16 protein-coding genes are annotated in these 19,799 nt (G+C 74.8%); 7 read left to right on the forward strand and 9 right to left on the reverse strand.

What is annotated here, in order from left to right; genetic code table 11:
• The first annotated feature begins 33 nt into the window (after window positions 1-33).
• The 6 genes from TK50_RS14505 to urtE all read left to right on the forward strand — a co-directional run bounded on the left by TK50_RS14505 (window position 34) and on the right by urtE (window position 6,432).
• Complete coding sequence (locus tag TK50_RS14505) at window positions 34-1,170, forward strand: substrate-binding domain-containing protein (protein ID WP_043963235.1); 1,137 nt, start codon at window positions 34-36, stop codon at window positions 1,168-1,170.
• Window positions 1,171-1,612: 442 nt separating this feature from the next.
• The gene (gene urtA, locus TK50_RS14510; protein WP_199486028.1) at window positions 1,613-2,857 is read left to right on the forward strand and encodes an urea ABC transporter substrate-binding protein; all 1,245 of its coding nucleotides are present in this window, start codon (window positions 1,613-1,615) and stop codon (window positions 2,855-2,857) included.
• A gap of 56 nt (window positions 2,858-2,913) precedes the next feature.
• Entirely contained in the window at window positions 2,914-3,801 is an 888-nt protein-coding gene (gene urtB / locus TK50_RS14515) for an urea ABC transporter permease subunit UrtB (protein ID WP_043963236.1), read from the forward strand.
• Window positions 3,798-4,982, forward strand: coding sequence for an urea ABC transporter permease subunit UrtC (gene urtC / locus TK50_RS14520; RefSeq protein WP_043963238.1), 1,185 nt, complete (start codon window positions 3,798-3,800; stop codon window positions 4,980-4,982). Before urtB ends, urtC begins: the two co-directional genes overlap by 4 nt.
• Complete coding sequence (gene urtD, locus TK50_RS14525; RefSeq protein ID WP_043964559.1) at window positions 4,979-5,740, forward strand: urea ABC transporter ATP-binding protein UrtD; 762 nt, start codon at window positions 4,979-4,981, stop codon at window positions 5,738-5,740. The genes urtC and urtD overlap by 4 nt, the downstream gene beginning before the upstream one ends.
• Window positions 5,740-6,432, forward strand: a complete 693-nt coding sequence (gene urtE / locus TK50_RS14530; protein ID WP_043963239.1) for an urea ABC transporter ATP-binding subunit UrtE — start codon at window positions 5,740-5,742, stop codon at window positions 6,430-6,432. Before urtD ends, urtE begins: the two co-directional genes overlap by 1 nt.
• Before the next feature lie 35 nt (window positions 6,433-6,467).
• On the opposite strand, the gene TK50_RS14535 is transcribed toward urtE, so the two are convergent.
• The 6 genes from TK50_RS14535 to TK50_RS14560 are packed head-to-tail and all read right to left on the reverse strand — an operon-like array spanning window position 6,468 to window position 14,301.
• On the reverse strand, window positions 6,468-8,432 hold the full coding sequence (locus tag TK50_RS14535; RefSeq protein ID WP_082106318.1) for a GH39 family glycosyl hydrolase: 1,965 nt from the start codon (window positions 8,430-8,432) through the stop codon (window positions 6,468-6,470).
• Window positions 8,429-9,982, reverse strand: coding sequence for a glucoamylase family protein (locus tag TK50_RS14540; RefSeq protein WP_043963240.1), 1,554 nt, complete (start codon window positions 9,980-9,982; stop codon window positions 8,429-8,431). Before TK50_RS14540 ends, TK50_RS14535 begins: the two co-directional genes overlap by 4 nt.
• A 50-nt stretch (window positions 9,983-10,032) precedes the next feature.
• Window positions 10,033-10,869 carry a carbohydrate ABC transporter permease gene (locus TK50_RS14545; RefSeq protein WP_043963241.1) on the reverse strand — a complete coding sequence of 279 codons (837 nt, stop codon included), beginning with the start codon at window positions 10,867-10,869 and terminating at the stop codon, window positions 10,033-10,035.
• A 10-nt stretch (window positions 10,870-10,879) separates the two neighbouring features.
• Complete coding sequence (locus TK50_RS14550) at window positions 10,880-11,872, reverse strand: carbohydrate ABC transporter permease (RefSeq protein WP_082106320.1); 993 nt, start codon at window positions 11,870-11,872, stop codon at window positions 10,880-10,882.
• A gap of 1 nt (window position 11,873) precedes the next feature.
• Complete coding sequence (locus TK50_RS14555; RefSeq protein ID WP_043963242.1) at window positions 11,874-13,145, reverse strand: sugar ABC transporter substrate-binding protein; 1,272 nt, start codon at window positions 13,143-13,145, stop codon at window positions 11,874-11,876.
• A gap of 37 nt (window positions 13,146-13,182) precedes the next feature.
• Window positions 13,183-14,301, reverse strand: a complete 1,119-nt coding sequence (locus TK50_RS14560; protein ID WP_063838573.1) for a LacI family DNA-binding transcriptional regulator — start codon at window positions 14,299-14,301, stop codon at window positions 13,183-13,185.
• A 295-nt stretch (window positions 14,302-14,596) separates the two neighbouring features.
• Between TK50_RS14560 and TK50_RS14565 the strand changes: the two genes are divergently transcribed.
• Window positions 14,597-14,923 (forward strand): hypothetical protein, encoded by a 327-nt coding sequence (locus tag TK50_RS14565; RefSeq protein WP_144420241.1) that lies wholly within the window; start codon window positions 14,597-14,599, stop codon window positions 14,921-14,923.
• 14 nt (window positions 14,924-14,937) lie between these two features.
• Here the strand turns inward: TK50_RS14565 and TK50_RS35430 are convergent, their stop codons facing one another.
• The 3 genes from TK50_RS35430 to TK50_RS14580 form a co-directional block, all read right to left on the reverse strand.
• On the reverse strand, window positions 14,938-15,921 hold the full coding sequence (locus TK50_RS35430; protein WP_144420242.1) for a DUF8189 domain-containing protein: 984 nt from the start codon (window positions 15,919-15,921) through the stop codon (window positions 14,938-14,940).
• Between the two features lie 177 nt (window positions 15,922-16,098).
• Entirely contained in the window at window positions 16,099-17,832 is a 1,734-nt protein-coding gene (locus tag TK50_RS14575; protein WP_043963245.1) for an ABC transporter ATP-binding protein, read from the reverse strand.
• Window positions 17,829-19,733: an ABC transporter ATP-binding protein gene (locus tag TK50_RS14580; RefSeq protein ID WP_082106321.1), complete on the reverse strand. Its 1,905-nt coding sequence runs from the start codon at window positions 19,731-19,733 to the stop codon at window positions 17,829-17,831. Before TK50_RS14580 ends, TK50_RS14575 begins: the two co-directional genes overlap by 4 nt.
• Between the last annotated feature and the right edge of the window lie 66 nt (window positions 19,734-19,799).

Here is a 19,799-nt window from a genome sequence, read left to right on the forward strand (position 1 = left end):
GTGTGGGCACCGGCCGGCGGCAATCATGGCGTCATGTCCGTGCCGGCAGGGCGTCCGGCTGGTGCGCCGCATCCCCAGCCGGGGCAGACGCTCCACCTTCCCGCGCCCTGGCTCACCGTGGACCGGTCGGTGGTCAGCGTCGCGCTGGTCTACCCGATGCGGGGGCCCGCCGGAATGTTCGGCCCGACCTGCGAGCTCTGCGCCCAGCTCGCGGTGGAGGAGATCAACCGCGCCGGCGGGGTGCTCGGCCGCGAGCTGCGGCTGGTGCCCGTCGACGGCGGCGCCCCGCCGGCCGAGGTGGCCGCCGAGGTGGAGGCGCTGGTGTCGACCGGCGCGGTGCAGGGGGTGACCGGCTGGCACATCTCGTCGGTGCGGCAGGCGGTGGCCCCGCGCGTCGCGCACCGGGTGCCGTACGTCTACACGGCGCTCTACGAGGGCGGCGAGCGCACCGAGGGGGTCTTCCTGACCAGCGAGACGCCCGACGCGCAGCTCTGGCCGGCGATGCGGCTGCTGGCCCGTGAGCAGGGCGTGCGCCGGTGGTACGTGGTGGGCAACGACTACGTGTGGCCGCGCCGCACGGCCCGCGCCGCCCAGCGGTACGCGCTGCGCAGCGGGGCGCGGGTGTGCGGGCAGCGGTTCCTGCCGCTGGGCACCCACGACTTCGGCCCCGTCCTGCGCGCCGTCGAGCAGTCCGAGGCGGACGGGGTGCTGATGCTGCTGGTCGGCGCGGACGCGGTGCGGTTCAACCGGGCGTTCGCCCGCGGCGGGCTGGACCAGCGCTGCCTGCGGCTGAGCACGCTGATGGACGAGAACATGCTGCTGGCCAGCGGGGCGGGCGCGACCCGCCGGTTGTACAGCACGGCCGGGTTCTTCGCCGGCCTGGTCACCCGGGAGAACCTCGACTTCCACGGGGCGTTCGCCCGCCGGTTCGGGGTGGAGGCGCCGCCGCTGGGCAGCCTGGGGGAGTCCTGCTACGAGGGCGTGATGCTGCTGGCGGCGCTGATCGCCCGGGCCCGCACGCTGGACGTGCGGGCGATCGGGGCCGCCGCCGACGCGGTGTCCTACCAGGGGCCGCGGGGGGAGCTGCGGCTGCGGGGGCGGCACGTGCGCCAGCGGATCTACCTGGCCGAGGCCGACGGGCTCGACTTCGCGGTGCTGGCGGAGCTGTAGGGGCGCTTGACAGCCGGCCGGGGGACCCCGCTAAAATCCTTCACGCAGGAAGTAACTGGCCCGCCCCCCGTTCCGTCGAAATGCGATTCCGGCGCGCGGGCGACCGTTCTTCCGATTGTCTGATGTGGGCCGTCACCATTCTCCGTGAGTTCCCCGGAGATGGTGGCGGCCTTTGCTGCTTTCCGGCCCCTGAGCTGGCCTTACCGGCCGTTCGGGAAACAGGCAATTAAGGGCCGGGAAACGTGGCCGCAATGAATCGAGCCGAGGCTTTGCCCAGCCCGACGTCCACTGCGGATGATCGGCCGGCGTCCCACCCGCCGGCCGGCCTTTCCGCCCGACGCAACACCTGTGACCGCACCGCTTCACCAATCACCAATGGCAATGCAGCCCGGCCCGGCAGGGCCGGTGGTCGTCGCTCCACGCTCACCGCAGGGGAGATTGCATGTCACTGTTCCGGGGCCGCCGCATCCTGGCCGGCACCATGGCCTTCGTCGTCGCGTCCGCGCTGGCCGCGTGCGGCAGCAAGACCTCCGACAGCACGTCGGGAACGGGCGTCAGCGCCGACGTCTCGGGCGACACCGTCAAGGTGGGCCTGCTCAACTCGCTCTCCGGCACCATGGCCATCAGCGAGGTCACCGTCCGCGACTCGATCATGCTCGCCGTGGAGGAGATCAACGCGGCCGGCGGCGTCCTCGGCAAGAAGATCGTGCCGGTCGGCGAGGACGGCGCCTCGGACTGGCCGACCTTCGCCGAGAAGGCCGAGAAGCTCATCTCCGAGGACCGCGTCGCCGCCGTCTTCGGCTGCTGGACCTCGGCCAGCCGCAAGGCCGTCAAGCCGGTGTTCGAGAAGAACAAGGCGCTGCTGTTCTACCCGGTGCAGTACGAGGGCCTGGAACAGTCGCCCTACATCTTCTACACCGGCGCGACGACCAACCAGCAGATCGTCCCCGGCCTGGACTACCTCAAGGCGCAGGGCAAGAAGTCGGTCTACCTCGTGGGCAGCGACTACGTCTTCCCCCGTACGGCCAACAAGATCATCAAGGCGTACGCGAAGGCCAACGGGATGACCGTCCTCGGCGAGGACTACGCCCCGCTCGGCTCCACCGAGTTCGGCACCATCGTCAACAAGGTGAAGTCGGCCAAGGCCGACGCCGTGTTCAACACCCTCAACGGCGACAGCAACGTGGCGTTCTTCAAGGAATACACGTCCGCCGGGCTCAACGCGACCAGCATGCCCGTGGTGTCCGTGTCGATCGCCGAGGAGGAGGTCAAGGGCATCGGCACCCAGTACCTCAAGGACCAGTTGACCGCCTGGAACTACTACCAGACCACCCCGGGCGGGGCGAACGCGAAGTTCGTCGCCGCGTACAAGGCGAAGTACGGCGCGGACAAGCCGACCAGCGACCCGATGGAGGCCGCGTACGTCGCCGTGTACCTGTGGAAGGAGATGGTCACCAAGGCCGGCTCCTTCGACGTGGAGAAGGTCCGCGCCGCCGCCGACGGCATCACCTACGAGGCACCCGAGGGCCTGGTCACCGTGGACGGCCCGACCCAGCACATCGCCAAGACCGCCCGGATCGGCAAGGTCGGCGCGGACGGGCTGATCACCGAGGTGTGGAACTCCGGCCAGCCGATCAAGCCCGACCCGTACCTCAAGAGCTACCCCTGGGCGACCGGCCTGAGCTGACCACCCGGCCCGGGCGGCCCCGCGCCGCCCGGGCCCCACCCCTCCTCGGAGCAACCGTGACAGTCCTGTTCGGACAGCTCTTCACCGGCGTCAGCATCGGCGCGGTCCTGCTGCTCGTCGCGCTCGGGCTCGCGCTCACCTTCGGCCAGATGAACGTCATCAACATGGCCCACGGCGAGTTCATCATGGCCGGCGCCTACACCACCTACGTGCTCCAGCAGACGATCACCTCGGCCGGCTGGTCGCTGCTGGTCGCCCTGCCCGTCGCCTTCGCGGTGGCCGGCGCGCTCGGGGTGCTGCTGGAGGTGCTGCTCATCCGCCGCCTCTACGCCCGGCCCCTGGACACCCTGCTCGTCACCTGGGGCGTGTCGCTGATGCTCCAGCAGGCGGCCCGGGACATCTTCGGCAGCCCCAACGTGCAGACCCGCGCGCCCGCGCTGCTCACCGGCAACGTGGCGCTGCCCGGCGGCGTCACCGTCGCCAACAACCGGCTGTTCATCCTCGGCCTCGCCGTGGCGGCCGTGGTGGCGCTGACCCTCGCGCTGCGGCTCACCCCGCTGGGCCGCCGCATCCGCGCCGTGGTGCAGAACCGCGACCTCGCCGCCGTCTCCGGCATCGCCACCGCCCGGGTCGACCGCACCACCTTCTTCGTCGGCTCCGGCCTGGCCGGCGTCGCCGGGGTCGCGCTGACCCTGCTCGGGCCGATCGGCCCGACGATGGGCACCAACCTCATCATCGACGCCTTCCTGGTGGTCGTGGTCGGCGGCATCGGCCAGCTCAAGGGCAGCGTGATCGTCGCCTTCGCCCTCGGCGTGCTCCAGGCCACCGGTGAATACCTCACCACCCTCAGCGTCGCCAAGGTGATCGTCTTCGTGGCGATCGTCGCGTTCCTCCAGTGGCGGCCACAGGGCCTGTTCACCCTGCGTACCAGGAGCCTCGCATGACCACCGTCACCGGCCCGGCCACCGCCGCCGACGAGCCCGCCGCGCCGCCACCGCCGCCGCCCGCGCGCCGCACCGGCGGCCGGGCCCGCGCGGCGCTCGGCTTCGCCGCCGGCGCGGCGCTGCTGTTCGGCGCGGCCCCCCTGGTGCTGTCGGACTTCCGGCTGGCTCTGCTGGCCAAGTACCTGTGCGTCGCCATGGTCGCCGTCGGCATCGGCATCGCCTGGGGGCGCGGCGGCATGCTCACCCTCGGCCAGGGCGTCTTCTTCGGCCTCGGCGGCTACGCGATGGCCATGCACCTCAAGCTCGCCGACGCGGGCCCCGGCGCGCTGCCCGACTTCATGCAGCTGTACGGGCAGCTCGACGAGCTGCCGTGGTGGTGGCGGCCGTTCGCCAGCCCCTGGTTCGCCCTGCCCGCCACCGTGCTGCTGCCCATGGCCGTCGCCTTCGGGCTCGGCTCGCTGGTCTTCCGCCGCCGCGTGCGGGGCGCCTACTTCGCCATCCTCAGCCAGGCCCTCGCCGCCGCCATGGTGATCCTGCTGGTGGGCCAGCAGGGCACCACCGGCGGCACCAACGGCCTGACCGACATCCAGGGCTTCTTCGGCTACGACCTCGACGACCCGGTCAACCAGCGCACCGTCTACTTCCTGATCGCCGCCGCCCTGCTGGGGCTGCTCGCCCTGGCCCGCCAGCTCATCCACAGCCGCTACGGCGAGCTGCTGGTGGCCGTGCGCGACGGCGAGGAGCGGGTCCGGTTCCTCGGCTACGACCCGGCCACCGTCAAGGTCGTCGCGTACGTGGTCGCCGCCGGCATGGCCGGCCTCGCCGGGGCGCTGTTCGTCCCCGCCGTCGGCATCATCTCGCCCGCCCTGATCGGCATCGTGCCGTCCATCGAGTTCGTCATCGGCGTCGCCGTCGGCGGGCGGGCCACCCTGCTCGGCCCGGTGCTCGGCGCGGTCGCGGTGGCCTGGGCGCGTACCGCCTTGTCCGAGCGGTTCCCGGGCACCTGGACGTACCTGCAGGGGTTGCTGTTCGTGCTGGTGGTCGCGTTCCTCCCCGGCGGCCTGGCGTCGCTGTGGGCGCTGCGGCGCACCCGGCGCGCGACGCCCGACCGGCCGCCGTGGTGGCGGCGCATCCCGCCCGCCCGCAGCGGCCGGACCCGGACGGAGGTGCCGGCGGCATGACCGACGCACAGAGCGGCGGCCTGCGCGTGCGGGGCCTGCGGGTCAGCTTCGACGGCTTCACCGCCGTCGACGGCGTCGACCTGGACGTGCCCGCCGGTGACCTGCGCTTCCTCATCGGGCCCAACGGCGCGGGCAAGACCACCCTCGTCGACGCCGTCACCGGGCTGGTCCGGGCCACCGGCTCGGTCCACTTCGGCGACCGGGAACTGCTCGGCCGGGACGTGCACCGCATCGCCCGCCTCGGTGTCGGCCGCACCTTCCAGACCGCCGCCGTGTTCGAGGAGCTGACCGTCGCGCAGAACCTCGACATCGCCGCCGGCGCCGGGCGGAGCTGGTGGACGCTGGCCCGCCGCCGGCGGCGGCTGCCCGACGAGGTCGTCGCCGCCCTGGACACCATCGGCCTCGCCGACCGGGCCGACCACCTCGCCGGCACCCTCGCCCACGGGCAGAAACAGTGGCTGGAGATCGGCATGCTGCTCGTCTCCGACGCCCGGCTGCTGCTGCTCGACGAGCCGGTCGCCGGGATGAGCCACGACGAGCGCGACGCCACCGGCGCCCTGCTGGAGACCGTCAGCCGGGACCGCACCGTCGTCGTCATCGAACACGACATGGACTTCCTGCGCCGCTTCGCCCGCACCGTGACCGTGCTGCACGCCGGGCGCGTGCTCAGCGAGGGCACCGTCGCCCAGGTCCAGGCCGACCCCCGGGTGCAGGAGGTCTACCTCGGCCACCCCGTCGACGCTCCCACGGAGGCGTGATGTTGACACTGCGCGGCGTGCACGCCGGGTACGGACGCAGCGAGGTGCTGCACGGCGTGGACCTCGCCGTCCCCGCCGACGGCGTCGCCGCCGTGCTGGGCCACAACGGGGCCGGCAAGAGCACCCTGCTGCGGGTCGCGGTGGGCCTGCTGCGGCCCCGCGCCGGCACCGTCGAGCTGGCCGGGGAGGACGTCACCCGGCTCGCCCCGCACCAGCGGGTCGCCCGGGGCATGGCGTACGTGCCGCAGGGCCAGCAGTGCTTCCCGCACCTGACGGCGGGGGAGAACCTGCGGCTGGTCGCCGACGGCCGGCGCGACGGCGCGGCGGCCACCGCCGAGGCGCTCGACCTGTTCCCGGCGCTGCGCCCGCTGCTGCGCCGCCGGGCCGGGCTGCTCTCCGGCGGCCAGCGCCAGCAGCTCGCCATCGCCCGGGCGCTGGTCACCCGGCCGAAGCTGCTGCTGCTCGACGAGCCCACCGAGGGCATCCAGCCCTCGGTGGTCGCCGAGATCCAGGACCGCGTCGTCGAGCTGACCGCCCGCGCCGGCATCCAGGTGCTCCTCGTGGAGCAGCACCTCGGCTTCGCCCTGCGGGTCGCCCAGCGCTACTACGTGCTGGAGTCGGGCCGGGTCACCTCGACCGGCGACGGCGGGGCCACCGCCGAGCACGCCGTCCGGGCCGCGCTCGCCGTGTGACCCCGCCCCGCCCCGAGCCGCCGGCTCGGCCAGCCTCAGCCCGCCGTCGCCGGCCCGGTGGCTCGACCCGCCGGCTCCGGCGGCGCGAACTCGACGAGCACGGCGCCCGGCTGGGGCACCAGCAGCTCCACCGTCGCCACCCCGCCGGCCACGTCCGGCTCGACGGGCTCCGCCGGCAGCGCGTCGGCGGCCCGCAGCGCGTCCCACTGCCCGCCGGTCGGCCAGTCCCCGACGCCGAGCCGGCCCGCGAGGGTGGTGACGTCGCCGTGCTCGCGGTCGAGCCGGGTCACCGTCACGCCGCCGCCGGGCCCGCCGGCCACGCCCAACCGGACCCGGCGGGCCAGCGCCGGATCGCCGTCGCGCTTCGACTGGTCGAGCGTCGACACCCAGACCAGCACGGCGAGACCGCCGTCGGCGTGCCGGCTCGCCCACGCCTGCACCAGGCCGTCCGCGCCGTCGCCGGACGCCCGCACCGGCAGCTCCGTGTCGCCGAGGCGGGCGAGCATCCGCAGGGCGTGGTAGCGGGGCTTGGCGATGCCGCCGACGGTGATCAGGCCGAACCCGCCGTGCAGCAGCCGGGGCGGCCGGCCCAGCTCCTCGAAGTGGTCGCTGGCCACCCAGTAGGACAGGGCGTCGACCCGCCCGGCGGCCGACCGCATGCCGCCGAGCAGGAACGTCGCCGCCGACGCGCCGTCGTTGACCGGGTGGAAGTGGGTGGGCGTGACGCCCCACTCCGTCCACAACAGCCGGGCGTGCGGGAAACCGAGCCGGCGCAGGGTGGGCCGCAGGTCCAGCGGCGGGCTGCCGTACGTGTGGGTGGAGACGAAGTCGACCGGTGTGCCCGTACGCGCGGCGTGTTCCAGCAGGGCGTCGACCCAGCCGGCGGCGGCCGACGACGGCCCGCCCACGGCGATGCGGGGGTCGACGTCCTTGACCGCGCGGGCGGTGACCTCGTACAGCCGCATCCACTCCTCGCGGGTGCCGGCCCAGAACACCTCCAGGTTGGCCTCGTTCCACACCTCGAAGTCCCAGCCGAGGACCGCCTCGCCGTACCGGTCGAGCAGGTGCGCGACGAGCGCGCGGACCAGCTCCGCCCAGCGGTCCCAGTCCTTCGGCGGCGAGATGACCCCCCGGTAGGCGAACACCGTCCGCTCCGGGTCGCGGGCCAGGTCGCGGGGCATGAAGCCGATCTCCACGACCGGCCGCAGCCCGGCCGAGCACAGCAGGTCGTAGACGCGGTCCACGCGGGTGAAGTCGTGCACCGGCCGGCCGTCGACCTCCCGGTAGACGCCCAGGTCGTCGTGCAGGATCGCGTGCGCCCGCACGGCCTCGACGCCCACCTCCGCGCGGACGCGGCGCAGGGCCGCCAGCAGTTCCGCCCCGATCTCCCGGCCGCCGCTGGTGTCGGCGCAGAGCAGCTGCGACAGCCGCTCGCTGCCGATCATCGGCTGCCAGGGTCGGTGCAGCGGCGTGCCCGGCGCGGCGGCGTCGACGCGCACGTCCACCGTCGGCGGCGGGCCGTCGGCGGCCGGCAACGCGGCGGCGACGACCGGGTCGCCCAGCTCACCGGTGACGGTCACCTCGGGCACGGCGGCCACGGCGTACGCGTAGGACCGGCCGGGCTCGCCGGTGGTGTCGACGTACCAGGTGTCGGGCACGGCGAGCACGTCGCCGCCCTGGTGGTCGACCGGGGCGAACGGGCCGGCGGGCCGCCCGTCGCGCAGCGGGGCCCGGTGCACCAGGTAGCCGACGGCGTCGGGCACCGGCGACCAGGACAGCCGCACGTGGCCCACCCCGGCGACCGCCGCCAGCCCGGCCGGCGGCGGCAGGTCCGGGGTGCCGCCCGCCGCCCCGCGCTCGTCGCTGCGCAGCGCGATGCGCCGCGTCCAGTCGCCCCGGGCGTCGGTGCGGGCGGCCGAGCCCGTGCCCGCGTCGTGGCCCCCGCCGCCCGCCTCGAGGCCCCCGGCGAGGTGGCCCGCGGCCTCGTGGCGGCCCGTCATCGCTGCCCCCCGCCGTGCGGGAGGGAGAACTCCTCCATCCGCATCAGCGGTGCGACCCGCTGCTGCATCGGCCCCTGCTCGAACGGCCGGCGCAGCACGTCGTGGGCCAGGGCGTTGCCCAGCGCCGCCATCGCCATGCCCTGGTCCAGCGCGAGGTAGCGCTTCGACACCCGGCCGGTGGTCACGTCGACGGAGTCGTAGAACCCGCCCGGCCCGTACGCGTCGAAGTCCCGTCGCAGGTTCGCCAGGTTGCGCAGGGCGTCGTCGGGCGCGTAGCGCAGCGCCAGGAAGGACGCGTGCGGGGTGACCACGCCCCGGCCGTAGCCCGACGGCGGCGGCTGGGCGGGGCGGCACTCGCCGTAACCGGGGTCGACCGAGGTGCGCTCCTGGTCGGAGGTGTAGCCCGGCCCGTCCATGCCGAGCTGGTCCACGCCGTACTCCCGGTAGCCGCCGTCGGGGTCGTTGGCGGGGGAGAAGCCCCAGTAGCCGTAGCCGGCCTCCCGCAGCCCGTGCTCGATCTGCGCCCGCACGTACGTCGGGTGGTTGACCGCCCAGCTGCGTGGGCCCCACCGGTCCTCGGGCACGAACAGCGGCACCATCAGCGCCTCGAACATCGACCCGCCCCAGCTCGGCACGAGCTGCAACCCCCGGTAGCGGTAGGCGCCCTCGAACACCCGCACGCCCAGGTACGTGCGCCACTGACCGACGGCCCGCTGCTCCGTCCACGCCCAGTCGCAGCCCTCCGGGTCGAACGTGCGGTAGGTGCCGAAGTAGTGCTCCGGCGGGATCTGCCCGGCGGCGATGCCGAGGTAGCTGGCGATGCGCGGCTCGGTGTTGAACGCGCCGTAGTGGTGGCAGGTGTAGAACACGTCCGGCCCGGTGCGGTAGTTGCCGGCCAGCGAGCAGCCCGGCGGCGGCTCGACCCAGAAGCCGCCGCGGATCTGCCGCTGCGCCGGGTCGTAGTAGTAGCCGAAGTCCATCCGGCGCAGCAGCGCGTCGGCGCGGCCCGCCAGCTCCGGCACCGCCTGCCGCACCACCGTCAGCGCCATGGCGAGCCAGCCGTTGTCCACGCTGGACAGGAACGGGTGCACGGCGCTGCCGTCGACGGGCCAGGTGGTCAGCTTCGCGCCGGTCGCCGGGTCGTACCAGTTGTAGTACATGCCGGACGGCTCGTGGACCTCCAGCCGGCTCAGCGTGGCGAGGGTGCGGGCGATGCGGTCGCGGGCCTGGCCGGCGCTGACGAGGCCGGTCTCCCGGGCCGCCACGGTGCTCCACAGGTACGCGCCGACGTTGGTCGGCGACGTGTAGCCGGCGCGGTCGGCCGGGTCGAGGTCGCCGCCGACGTTGTCGGCCGCCAGCCCGGTGCCCGGGTCGACCATGGCGGCCATCGACCGCCAGGTGTCGGCGGCGTACTGCCGCAGCGCGGCGGCCGGTGACCCGGCGGGCGCGGCTGTCGGCGGCGCGGCCGCGGCCGGCGGGGCGACGGTGGCGGTCAGCCCGAGGGCCAGCAGCACCGCCGCGGTGCGGAACGGATGGGACCTGGATCGCACGAGGACACTCCTCACTTGGGGCCGGTCAGGTCAGTCGAGGTGGCCTGAGGTCACTTCAGGCCGGTCGTGGCGATGCCCTGGACGAAGTGCCGCTGCAGCGCGACGAACACCAGCAGGACCGGCACGATGACGGCCACCGAACCCGCCATCAGCAGGCCGTAGCGGGTGTTGTTCTCGCCGATCGCGTACAGGGCCAGCGCCACCGGCAGGGTGTACCGGTCCTCCGACTGCGCGACGACCAGCGGCCAGAGGAAGTTGTTCCACGACGACAGGAACGTCAGGATGCCGAGGGTGGCCAGGGCCGGCCCGCACAGCGGCAGCACGACCCGGGCGAAGATCCGCAGCTCACCCGCGCCGTCGACCCGGGCGGCCTGGATCAGGTCGTCGGGCAGCCCGGTCATGAACTGGCGCATCAGGAACACCCCGAACGGGCTGGCCAGCCACGGCAGGATCAGCCCGGCGTAGCTGTCCACCAGCCCGAGCCGGCTCACGAGCATGAACAGCGGCACGAAGGTGACCATGCCCGGCACCATCAGCATCCCGAGCACCAGCGCGAACACCACGCGCCGGCCGGGGAACTCCAGCTTCGCCAGGGCGTAGCCGAGCATCGAGCAGAACACGAGGTTGCCCACGGTGACGGCACCGGCCACCAGCACGCTGTTGAGGAAGAACGCCGGGAAGTCCAGCTCGGTGAACAGGTGGCGGTAGTTGTCGAGCGTGGGCGCCTCCGGCAGCCAGGTCGGCGGCACCCGGCGGATCTCCGCGTCCGGCTTGACCGAGCCGAGCAGCATCCACACGAACGGGCCCACCAGGACCACGAGGCCGCCGGCCAGCACCACGTACACCCAGGGTTGGCCCCGCTCCCGTTTCTTCGCGGTCGTCGTCACGGCACCCTCCTCACGTCTTCGACCGCATCAGCCGGAACTGCGCGGCGGTGAGCCCGACGACGGCGACGAACAGCACGTACGCGATCGCCGCCGCGTAGCTGTAGTTGCCGAAGCCGAACTGCTGGTAGATGTAGAAGGCCACCGACAGGGTGCTGTCCAGCGGCCCGCCGCCCGTCATCACGAACGGCTCCTCGAAGAACTGCAGGTAGCCGATGCCGGTCACCACCCCGCCGAAGAGCAGCGTGGGGCGCAGCAGGGGCAGGGTGACGTGCCGGAACCGCGCCCAGGCCCCGCAGCCGTCGATGGCCGCCGCCTCGTGCAGCTCGCCGGGGATCGCCTGGAGGCCGGCGAGGAAGACCACCATCAGGAAGCCCATGTTCCGCCAGGCCGCCATCACCACCAGCGACGGCAGCGCCGTGCGGGTGTCGGACAGCCACGCCGGACCGTCGACGCCGAGGCGGGCGAGCAGCGTGTTGACGAGCCCGCTGTCCGGTTCGAGCAGGAACCGCCAGACCACGGCCACGGCGACGATGCTGGTGACCACCGGCAGGTAGTAGCCGACCCGGAAGAACGTGCGGAACCGGCTGATCCCCGCGTCGAGGGCGACGGCCGCGGCCAGCCCCAGCACCATCGTCAGCGGCACGCCGAGCAGCACGAACCACGCGGTGTTGGCGGCGGCCCGCCGCAGCGTCTCGTCGCCGAGCAGCCGCACGTAGTTGTCCACGCCCACCGGGTCGACCGCGAGCGGGTCCCGCAGGTCGGCGCTGCGCAGGTCGGTGAAGCTCATGGCGGCCGAGGCCAGCACGGGGCCCGCCATGAACACGGCGAAGATCAGCAGGAACGGCAGCGCCAGGCCCCACCCCGCGACCCGCTGGCGGCGGGTGACGCCGCGCCGGCCGGGGCGCCTGCCGGTGCTGCCGCGCGGGCCCGGCCGCCCGGGGGCGGGCCGCTCGGGCGGCGCGCCGCCGGTGGGGGCGGCCCGCCGCGCGGGGGCGGACGCCACCTCAGCTCCCGGTGCCGATGGCCGACGCCTTGGCCTGCATCTCCCGGGTGGCGGTGGCCGGGTCGGTCACGCCCCGCACCACCCGCTCGATGCCGTCGTCGATGACGTCGGCGACCTGCTCCCAGGTGGCCATCGCCGGCGGCGACTTGGCGTCGGCGAGCTGCGCGCCGAACGCCTTGAGCAGCGGGTCGTCGGCGAGCTTGCCCGACTGCCAGGTCGCCGTCACCGCCGGGAGGCTGCCCACCAGGTCGTAGAGCTTCTGCTGGGCGGCCGGCGAGGTGAGGTACCGGACGAACTTCCAGGCCGTGTCGCGGTTGTCGGTGTCCCGGTAGACCACCAGGTCAGCGCCGCCGATGAACGAGGTGCCCGCCTTCTCGCGGGGCATCGGCGCGACGTCCCACTTGCCCTCCAGCGCCGCGCCGCCCTGCTCGCGCAGGATGCTCATGTGCCAGGGGCCGGAGACGAACGCCCCGATGTCTCCGGAGACGAAGCCGCTCTCCTGCGCGCCCGGCGCGACCTGGCTCGGGGCGAGCCCCTGCCGGAAGAACGACGCGTAGTATTCCAGCGCCGTCCGCATCTGCGGGGTGTCCAGGGTGAACTTCCCGTCGGCCAGCACGTCCGCCCCCGCCTGCCAGGCGAACGGCAGGAACGACTGCCACGCGCCGGTGCCGCCCGGTTGCAGCGAGATGCCCCACTTCGCCCCGCCGGACTCCTTGAGCCCCTTGGCGAACGCGGTCAGCTCCTGCCAGTTGGCCGGCTTGCCGACCCCGGCCTTCGCCGCGAGGTCGGTGCGGTGGTAGATGAGCCGCGTCTCGACGTACCAGGGGACGCCGTAGGCGGTGCCGTCGACCACCGTCGTGTCCCACGCGCCCGGAAAGAACGCGGCCTGGTCGAACAGCCCGGCGGGCGTCGGGTCCAAGGCCCCGGTCTTGGCGAACTCGCCCATCCAGGTGGAGCCCATCATGCTCACGTCCGGCGTCTGCCGGCCCGCGATCGCGGTGGCGAGCTTGTCGTGGGCGGCGTCGAACGGGAACGCGGTGACGGTGACCTTGGCCGCCGGGTTCTCGCGGGTGAAGTCGTCGGCCAGGGCCTTCAGCTTCTCCCCCTCGGCACCCATCGCCCAGACCGTGATCTCGCCGGTGGCCTTGCCCTCCGCGACCGCCCCGCCGGCCGAGGGCCCGCCGGCGCCCGGCCCGCCGTCGTCCCGGCCGCAGCCGGTCACGCCCAGCGCGAGCGCGGCCACGACCGCCGTCGCGTGTCTCCAGTGCCTCATTGCGCCTCCTGAGGGGGATGGGTCGCCACGGCCGGGGTTACCGCGCGGTGCGGGCACCCGTCGCCGGACGGTGCCCGGCAGCCGTGGGGTCGTGCTCGGTGGTGGTGTGCCTGTCGGTGGGCCCGTGCGCGGTGGCGGGGCCGGCCCCGGTGGTCGCGGGGCAGCCGCAGCTGCGCCGGACGACGAGATCGGTCGGGAGCACCAGGGCGGCGTCGGATCCCCCGGCCTCGCCCGCCGCGGCCCGCAGCAGCAGCCGCGCGGTCCGCCCGGCCAGCTCGCGCACCGGCTGCCGGACGGTCGTCAGGGCCGGGTTGACGAGCGCGGCCATCGGGATGTCGTCGAAGCCGGTGACGACCAGGTCGGCGGGCACCCGCACGCCCCGGGCCGCCGCGCCGACGAGCATGCCGAGCGCGGTCTCGTCGTTGGCGCAGACCACGCCCCGCGGCGGGGCCGCCCGGCTGAGCAGCTGGTCGGCGGCGAACACCCCGTCGTGCTGTTCGAGGCCGACCCGCAGCGGCGCGCGGGGCAGCGGCAGGCCGAGCTGCCGGTGCGCGGCGCGGAAACCCTCCCAGCGGCCGGTCACGTCCGGCGAGTTGCGCGGGTCGCCCACGAAGACCAGCCCGCGCAGCCCGTGGTCGGCCAGCAGGTGCCGCGTCAGCGCCGTCGCCGCCGCGACGTTCTCCGCGCGTACGGACGGCACGCCGGGCGGCCCCTCGCCGGCGAGCACCACGACGGGCACGAGTGCCGCCAGCTCCCGCAGCGTGTCGGGGGAGACGGTGCCGCCGAAGACGGCGAGCCCGTCGACCCGGCGGGCCATCTCCACGACCTGGGCGTCGGAGTCGTCCCGCAGGTGGGTGCAGAGGATGTGGACGCTGGTGCGGGTGTGCACCGCCTCGGCCTCGAAGCCCTGGATGAGCTCCGAGAAGTACGGGCCGGACAGCCCGGGGAACACCAGGCCGACCGCGCCGTGCCGGCCGGCGGCGAGGGCCCGGCCGAGGTGGTCGGGGCGGTAGCCGTGCTCCTCGATGGCCCGCTGCACCCGCCGCCGGGTCTCCTCGGACACCTGACCGACCCCGTTGGACACCCGGGAGACGGTGGCGACCGACACCCCGGCCAGCCGGGCGATCTCCCGGACCGTCAGCCGATCGCTGCCCATGGACTCCCTCGCTCCGTCGTGCGTCCTCGGTAACCGGTTTCTGAAACCGGTTACCGAGCACCATAGGCAAACACCGATGACTCCACAACCCGGGCCGGCCCGGCTCCATGGCAGACGCTCCACCGCGATGGGCGCCGTCCACAGCCCGGCGGTCGTCCACAGGACCGGCCGGTGGCCGGTTGCGCCGTGCCGCGCCGGTCGGCACGGTCACCGGCATGGACGAGGTGCTGCGGGACCTGGCGCGGCGCGGCGGCGGGCTGGTCACCAGGGCGATGGCGACACAGGTGGTGCCCCCGTGGACCCTTCAGCACGCGTGCTGCGGGTGCTGCCCGAGGTGTTCGCCGAAGCCCGCCTGCTGAGCGAGGAGGCGGATCGGGGTACCCTGCCCGCCCTCGGTCGCCTGCACCCCGCCCTCGGCCAGCGGGCGGTCTGCGCCTGGGCCGGCGGGCGGGCCGCGCTCAGCCACCTCAGCGCGTTGCACGTGTGGGGCCTGCACCGGCAGCGGGCCGGCGCTGTCCTGCACCTGAGCGCACCGGATTGCACCGCAGCCGGCCACCGAACGGGTGCCGCCGAGACGCGCAGCGGGCCGGGGAGGAACGATCAGTCCTCCCCGGACCGGTGAACGCGCCGGACGGGCTACAGCCCGAACCGCGCCTGGTGGATCTGGTGCTGCACACCGCGGACGAAGAGCCGCAGCTCGCCGCCGTAGACGACCGCCGCCGGCACCGACCGCGCCCCGGCGGGGCCGGGCACCGTGGTCCAGCCGGTCCAGTCGCCCGTGGTGAGGTTGTAGCGGTTGGTCCGCACGGTGTTGCCTGCGCCCTGGGTGAACAGGTGCAGGTCGCCGCCGTAGATGGTGGTGGCGGGTGCGGACTTGGCTCCGGCGGTGCCGGGGATGGTGGTCCAGCCGGTCCAGTCGTTGGTGGTGGGGTTGTAGCGGTTGGTGCGGATGGTGTTGCCTGCGCCTTGGGTGAACAGGTGCAGGTCGCCGCCGTAGATGGTGGTGGCGGGTGCGGATTTCGCTCCGGCGGTGCCGGGGACGGTGGTCCAGCCGGCCCAGGTGTCGGTGGAGGTGTTGTAGCGGTTGGTGCGGATGGTGTTGCCTGCGCCTTGGGTGAACAGGTGCAGGCTGCCGCCGTAGATGGTGGTGGCGGGTGCGGATTTCGCTCCGGCGGTGCCGGGGACGGTGGTCCAGCCGGCCCAGGTGTCGGTGGAGGTGTTGTAGCGGTTGGTGCGCACGGTGCCGCCCGCGCCTTGGGCGAACAGGTGCAGGTCGCCGCCGTAGATGGTGGCGGCGGGCGCGGACCTGGCCCCGGCGGTGCCGGGCACCGTCGCCCAACCCGACCAGGTGTCGGTGGTGAGGTTGTAGCGGTCGACCCGGACGGCGTCGCCCGCCCCCCGGGTGAACAGGTGCAGGTCGCCGCCGTAGACGGTGGCGGCGGGCCCCGACTTCGCCCCGGAGTCGCCGGGGACCGGGGTCCAGCCGGAGGCCGGCGGGAGCTGCGGCCGGCCCCAGTTCTGCGCCGGGGCCGCCGAGGCCGGCGCCGCGACCAGCGCGGTGGCCCCCACGACGAACACCAGCAGGCGGCTCAGCGTTCTCGCTGGATGAGTCAGATGCACATGGGCTCCTTCGTGGACGATGGTTGCTGGACGATACCCGCCCCGGCGGGACCGTCGGGTGCCCCGGACGGTGCTCCCGGACGACGCCCTGCGCGGGTGTGACGCCCCGCGCCGCCCTCAGGTTTCACCCGGCGCGCAGACCGTCGGGCTTTCCCGAGGCGTGCCGGCGACCAGCCGTCACGAGCCGTGCCAGGAGCGCCACAGGGAGGCGTACACGCCGTCGGCGGCGACCAGCTCGTCGTGGCCGCCGATCTCGGTGATCCGCCCGTCCTCCAGCACCGCCACCCGGTCGGCGTCGTGCGCGGTGTTGAGCCGGTGCGCGATGGCGATGACGGTCCGCCCGGCGAGCACCGCCGCGAGCGCCCGTTCGGTGCGCCGGGCGGTCGTCGGGTCCAGTGCCGCGGTCGCCTCGTCGAGGATCAGCGTGTCCGGGTCGGCCAGCACCAGCCGGGCCAGCGCCAACTGCTGGGCCTCCGCCGCGCCGAGGCCCCGGGCGCCGTCGCCGAGCTGCGTGTCGAGGCCGTCGGGCAGGTCGGCGTGCCAGTCCGCGCCGACCGTGTCCAGGGCCGCGAGCATGCGTTCGTCGGTGGCGTCCGGCGCGGCGAACGCGAGGTTGTCGCGCAGCGAGCCGATGAAGACGTGGTGCTCCTGCGTGACGAGCGCGATCCGGCGACGCCGCTCGGCCGGGTCGAGATCGGTGACCGCGACGCCGCCGAGGCTCACCACCCCCTCCTGCGGGGCGTCGATCCCGGCGAGCAGCCGGGCCAGGGTGGACTTCCCCGCACCCGAGGGGCCGACGACGGCGAGGCGTTCCCCCGGCTCGACCGCCAGGTCGATGCCGTGCAGCACCTCGTGACCCTCGGCGTACGAGAACCGCGCGCCCCGCACCACCAGCCGCCGCCCGTGCGGCGCGTCGGCCCGCCCGCGCGGCTCCGGCGGCACCAGCCCCACCCCGAGGACCCGGGCGAGCGAGGCGATGCCGCGCTGCGCCTGCTCGACCCACTGCAACAGCCGGTCCAGCGGGTCGATCGCCTGCTGGAGGTAGAGCGCCGCGGCGACCACCTCGCCGAGGCTGACCATGCCGCGCGACAGGAAGACCCCGCCGACACAGAGGACGGCGGCGATCGGCAGCGCGTAGCTGCCCTCCACCCCGGGGAAGAACACCGACCGCAGCGCGAGCGTGGCCCGCCGCGCCGCCCACACACCGGCGACCCGCCCGGTGCCGTACGCGACGCGATCGGCGCCCAGCCGCAGCGCCTCGATCGTGCGCGCGCCCTCCGCCGTGGTGGTCAGCGCCTCGGTCAGCTCGGCCGTCGCCGCCCCCTCGGCGAGGTAGGCGGGCCCGGCCCGGCGCAGGTACCAGCGGGTCACCACCCAGATGGACGGCAGCCCGGCCAGCGCGACGAGCCCGAGCAGTGGATCCAGCAGGAACACCGCCGCGAAGAGCAGCAGCAGGTGCGTCCCGGCGATGACGACCGTCGGCACGACCTCGCGCACGGTGGTGCCGACCGTCGTCACGTCGACCGAACTGCGGGTGGCCAGGTCACCGGTGCCGGCGCGCTCGACCACGGACACGGGCAGGGCGAGCATCCGGGTGACGAACTCCTCGCGCAGCCGGGCGACGGCCCGCTCGCCGAACCGGTGCCCGGCGTACTGCGCGTAGCGGGAGAGCAGCCCCTGGGCCAGCACGCAGGCGGCGATGGCCACCGCCAGCCGGTCCACGGCGGCGACGCCCGCCCCGGCGGAGACCTCGTCGACGATCCGGCCGAGCAGCCACGGCGCGCCGAGCCCGGCGACCGTCGCGGCGACGTGCAGCGCCAGCACGACGGCCACGGCCCGGCGGTCCCGCGCGATCAGGTCGAGGGCGGCCGTGCGTACGGCGGCCCGGCCCGCCACCGGAAGCTTCGTCACCGCCGCGCCCGCCCGGCGTCGACGGTCTCGTCGCCGGCGGCCCGGCCCCCGACGGCTGTGCCCTCGACCGCTGTGCCCTCGGCCGTCCGGCCCTCGGCGGACTCGCCGTGCTCGCCGTCGGCGGTGCCCTCGGTGCGGGCGACCAGCGCGCGGTAGCCCGGGTCGCGGGCGAGCAGGTCGGCGTGGGTGCCGGCGGCGACGACCCGGCCGGCGCTCAGGTGCGCGACCGTGTCGGCGTGCCCGAGCAGCAGCGGCGACGTGGCCAGCACGATCGTGGTGCGCCCGGCCCGCGCATCGCGCAGGCGCTGCGCGATGCGCGCCTCGGTGTGGGCGTCCACGGCGGACGTCGGGTCGACGAGGATCAGCACCTCCGGCTCGGCCAGCAGGGCCCGGGCGAGGCGCACCCGCTGCCGCTGGCCGCCGGAGAGCGTCCGGGCCCGGGCCCCGATCGGGGTGTCGAGGCCGTCGGGCAGCGCGTCGGCCACGTCCTGCGCCGACGCGGCGTGCAGCGCGGCCCAGACGTCGGCGTCGTCGCCGGCTGCCTCGGCGCGGGCAGGTCCGGTGCCGGCCGCGTTGTCGCCGGCCGTGGCGGGGCGCGCGTGGCCGCCCGCCGCCCGGCCGCGCAGGAGCTCCCGCAGGGTGCCCGCGAAGAGGTGGCTGTCGTGGTCGGCGACCAGGATCCGGGCGCGCACGTCGTCGAGGTCGACCCCGGCCAGCGGCACGTCGCCCCAGGTCACGTCGCTGGCGACGTACCGGCCGAGCCGGTCGGCCAGGGCGACGGCCTCGGCCGGGTCGTCGGCGGCGACGCCCACCAGCCGGCCCGGCGGCACCACCAGCCCGGTGGCCGGGTCGCGCAGCTCGGCCGGCTGCCGCGGCGCGGTCGCGGTCACCGGCCCGCCCGCCGGATCGGGGGTCAGCCGCAGCAGGCCGACGATGCGGCGGGCCGCGACGCGCCCCTGGATGAGCATGTAGCCGCCCTCCAGCAGGAACCAGACCGGCACGACGAGGACGGCCGTGTAGCCGTAGACGGCGACGAGCTGCCCGATGGTGATGTCGCCGTTCGCCGCCGTCCGCGCGGCGAGCCAGACCACGGCCGCCAGGAAGAGCCCCGGCATGGTGAGCGTCAGCGCGTCGATCCAGCTGGCCACCGCGCCCACCCGGTAGCCCTCGCCCCGCAGGGCCCGGGAGCGGGCCGCGTACCGGCGGGCGAACAGGTGGCGGCCGCCGACCCCGGCGAGCACCCGCAGGCCGGCGACGATGTCGTCGGCCCGCGTGGTCAGCTCGCCCTGCTGCTGCCGGTAGGCCGACTCCGCGCGTTCGAGGCGGCGCAGCAGCGGCCCGACGGACACCGCGATCGCCGGCACGCCCAGCAGCACCAGCGCGGCGAGCGGCGGGTCCACCGACCAGAGCAGCACGGCGACGACCCCGTACGCGATGACGGCGCCCACCCCGGGGCCGCTGAGCGTCAGCACGTGCGAGGTGCGCACGATGTCGTACCCGCCGACGGTGGCGACGTCGCCCGCGGCCAGCCGGCGGGGGAGCACCGCGCCGATGCGGGAGAGCGCCCGCAGCAGCACCTCGGCGGAGCGGGCGCTGGCGTCCTCCCGGATGAACGTCATCGTGCGGTGCCGCATGATGCCCAGCCACGCCAGCGCGAACCCGGCCGCCACGATCGCGGCGACCCACCACAGCAGCGCCCGCCCGTCGCCCTCGCGCAGGCCGTCGTCGATGGCGCGGGCGACCAGGTAGGGGCGGACCGACAGCCCGACCATCCACGCCGTGCCGAACACGCTGCCGCGCAGCACCCGCCACGGCTGGCAGCGGATCAGCCACCAGATGTAGCGCAGCGGCCCCGACGTGTCGGGGACACCGGGCTCGGGATGGGGGATCCGCGGAGGCACCGACCCAGGCTATCGACCGCTCTGCCCGATTACCGCCCCGTTTCAGGCCCCTGCCGGATGACCTCG

This window comes from Micromonospora haikouensis (genome assembly GCF_000876225.1).
Taxonomy (GTDB): Bacteria; Actinomycetota; Actinomycetes; order Mycobacteriales; family Micromonosporaceae; genus Micromonospora; species Micromonospora haikouensis.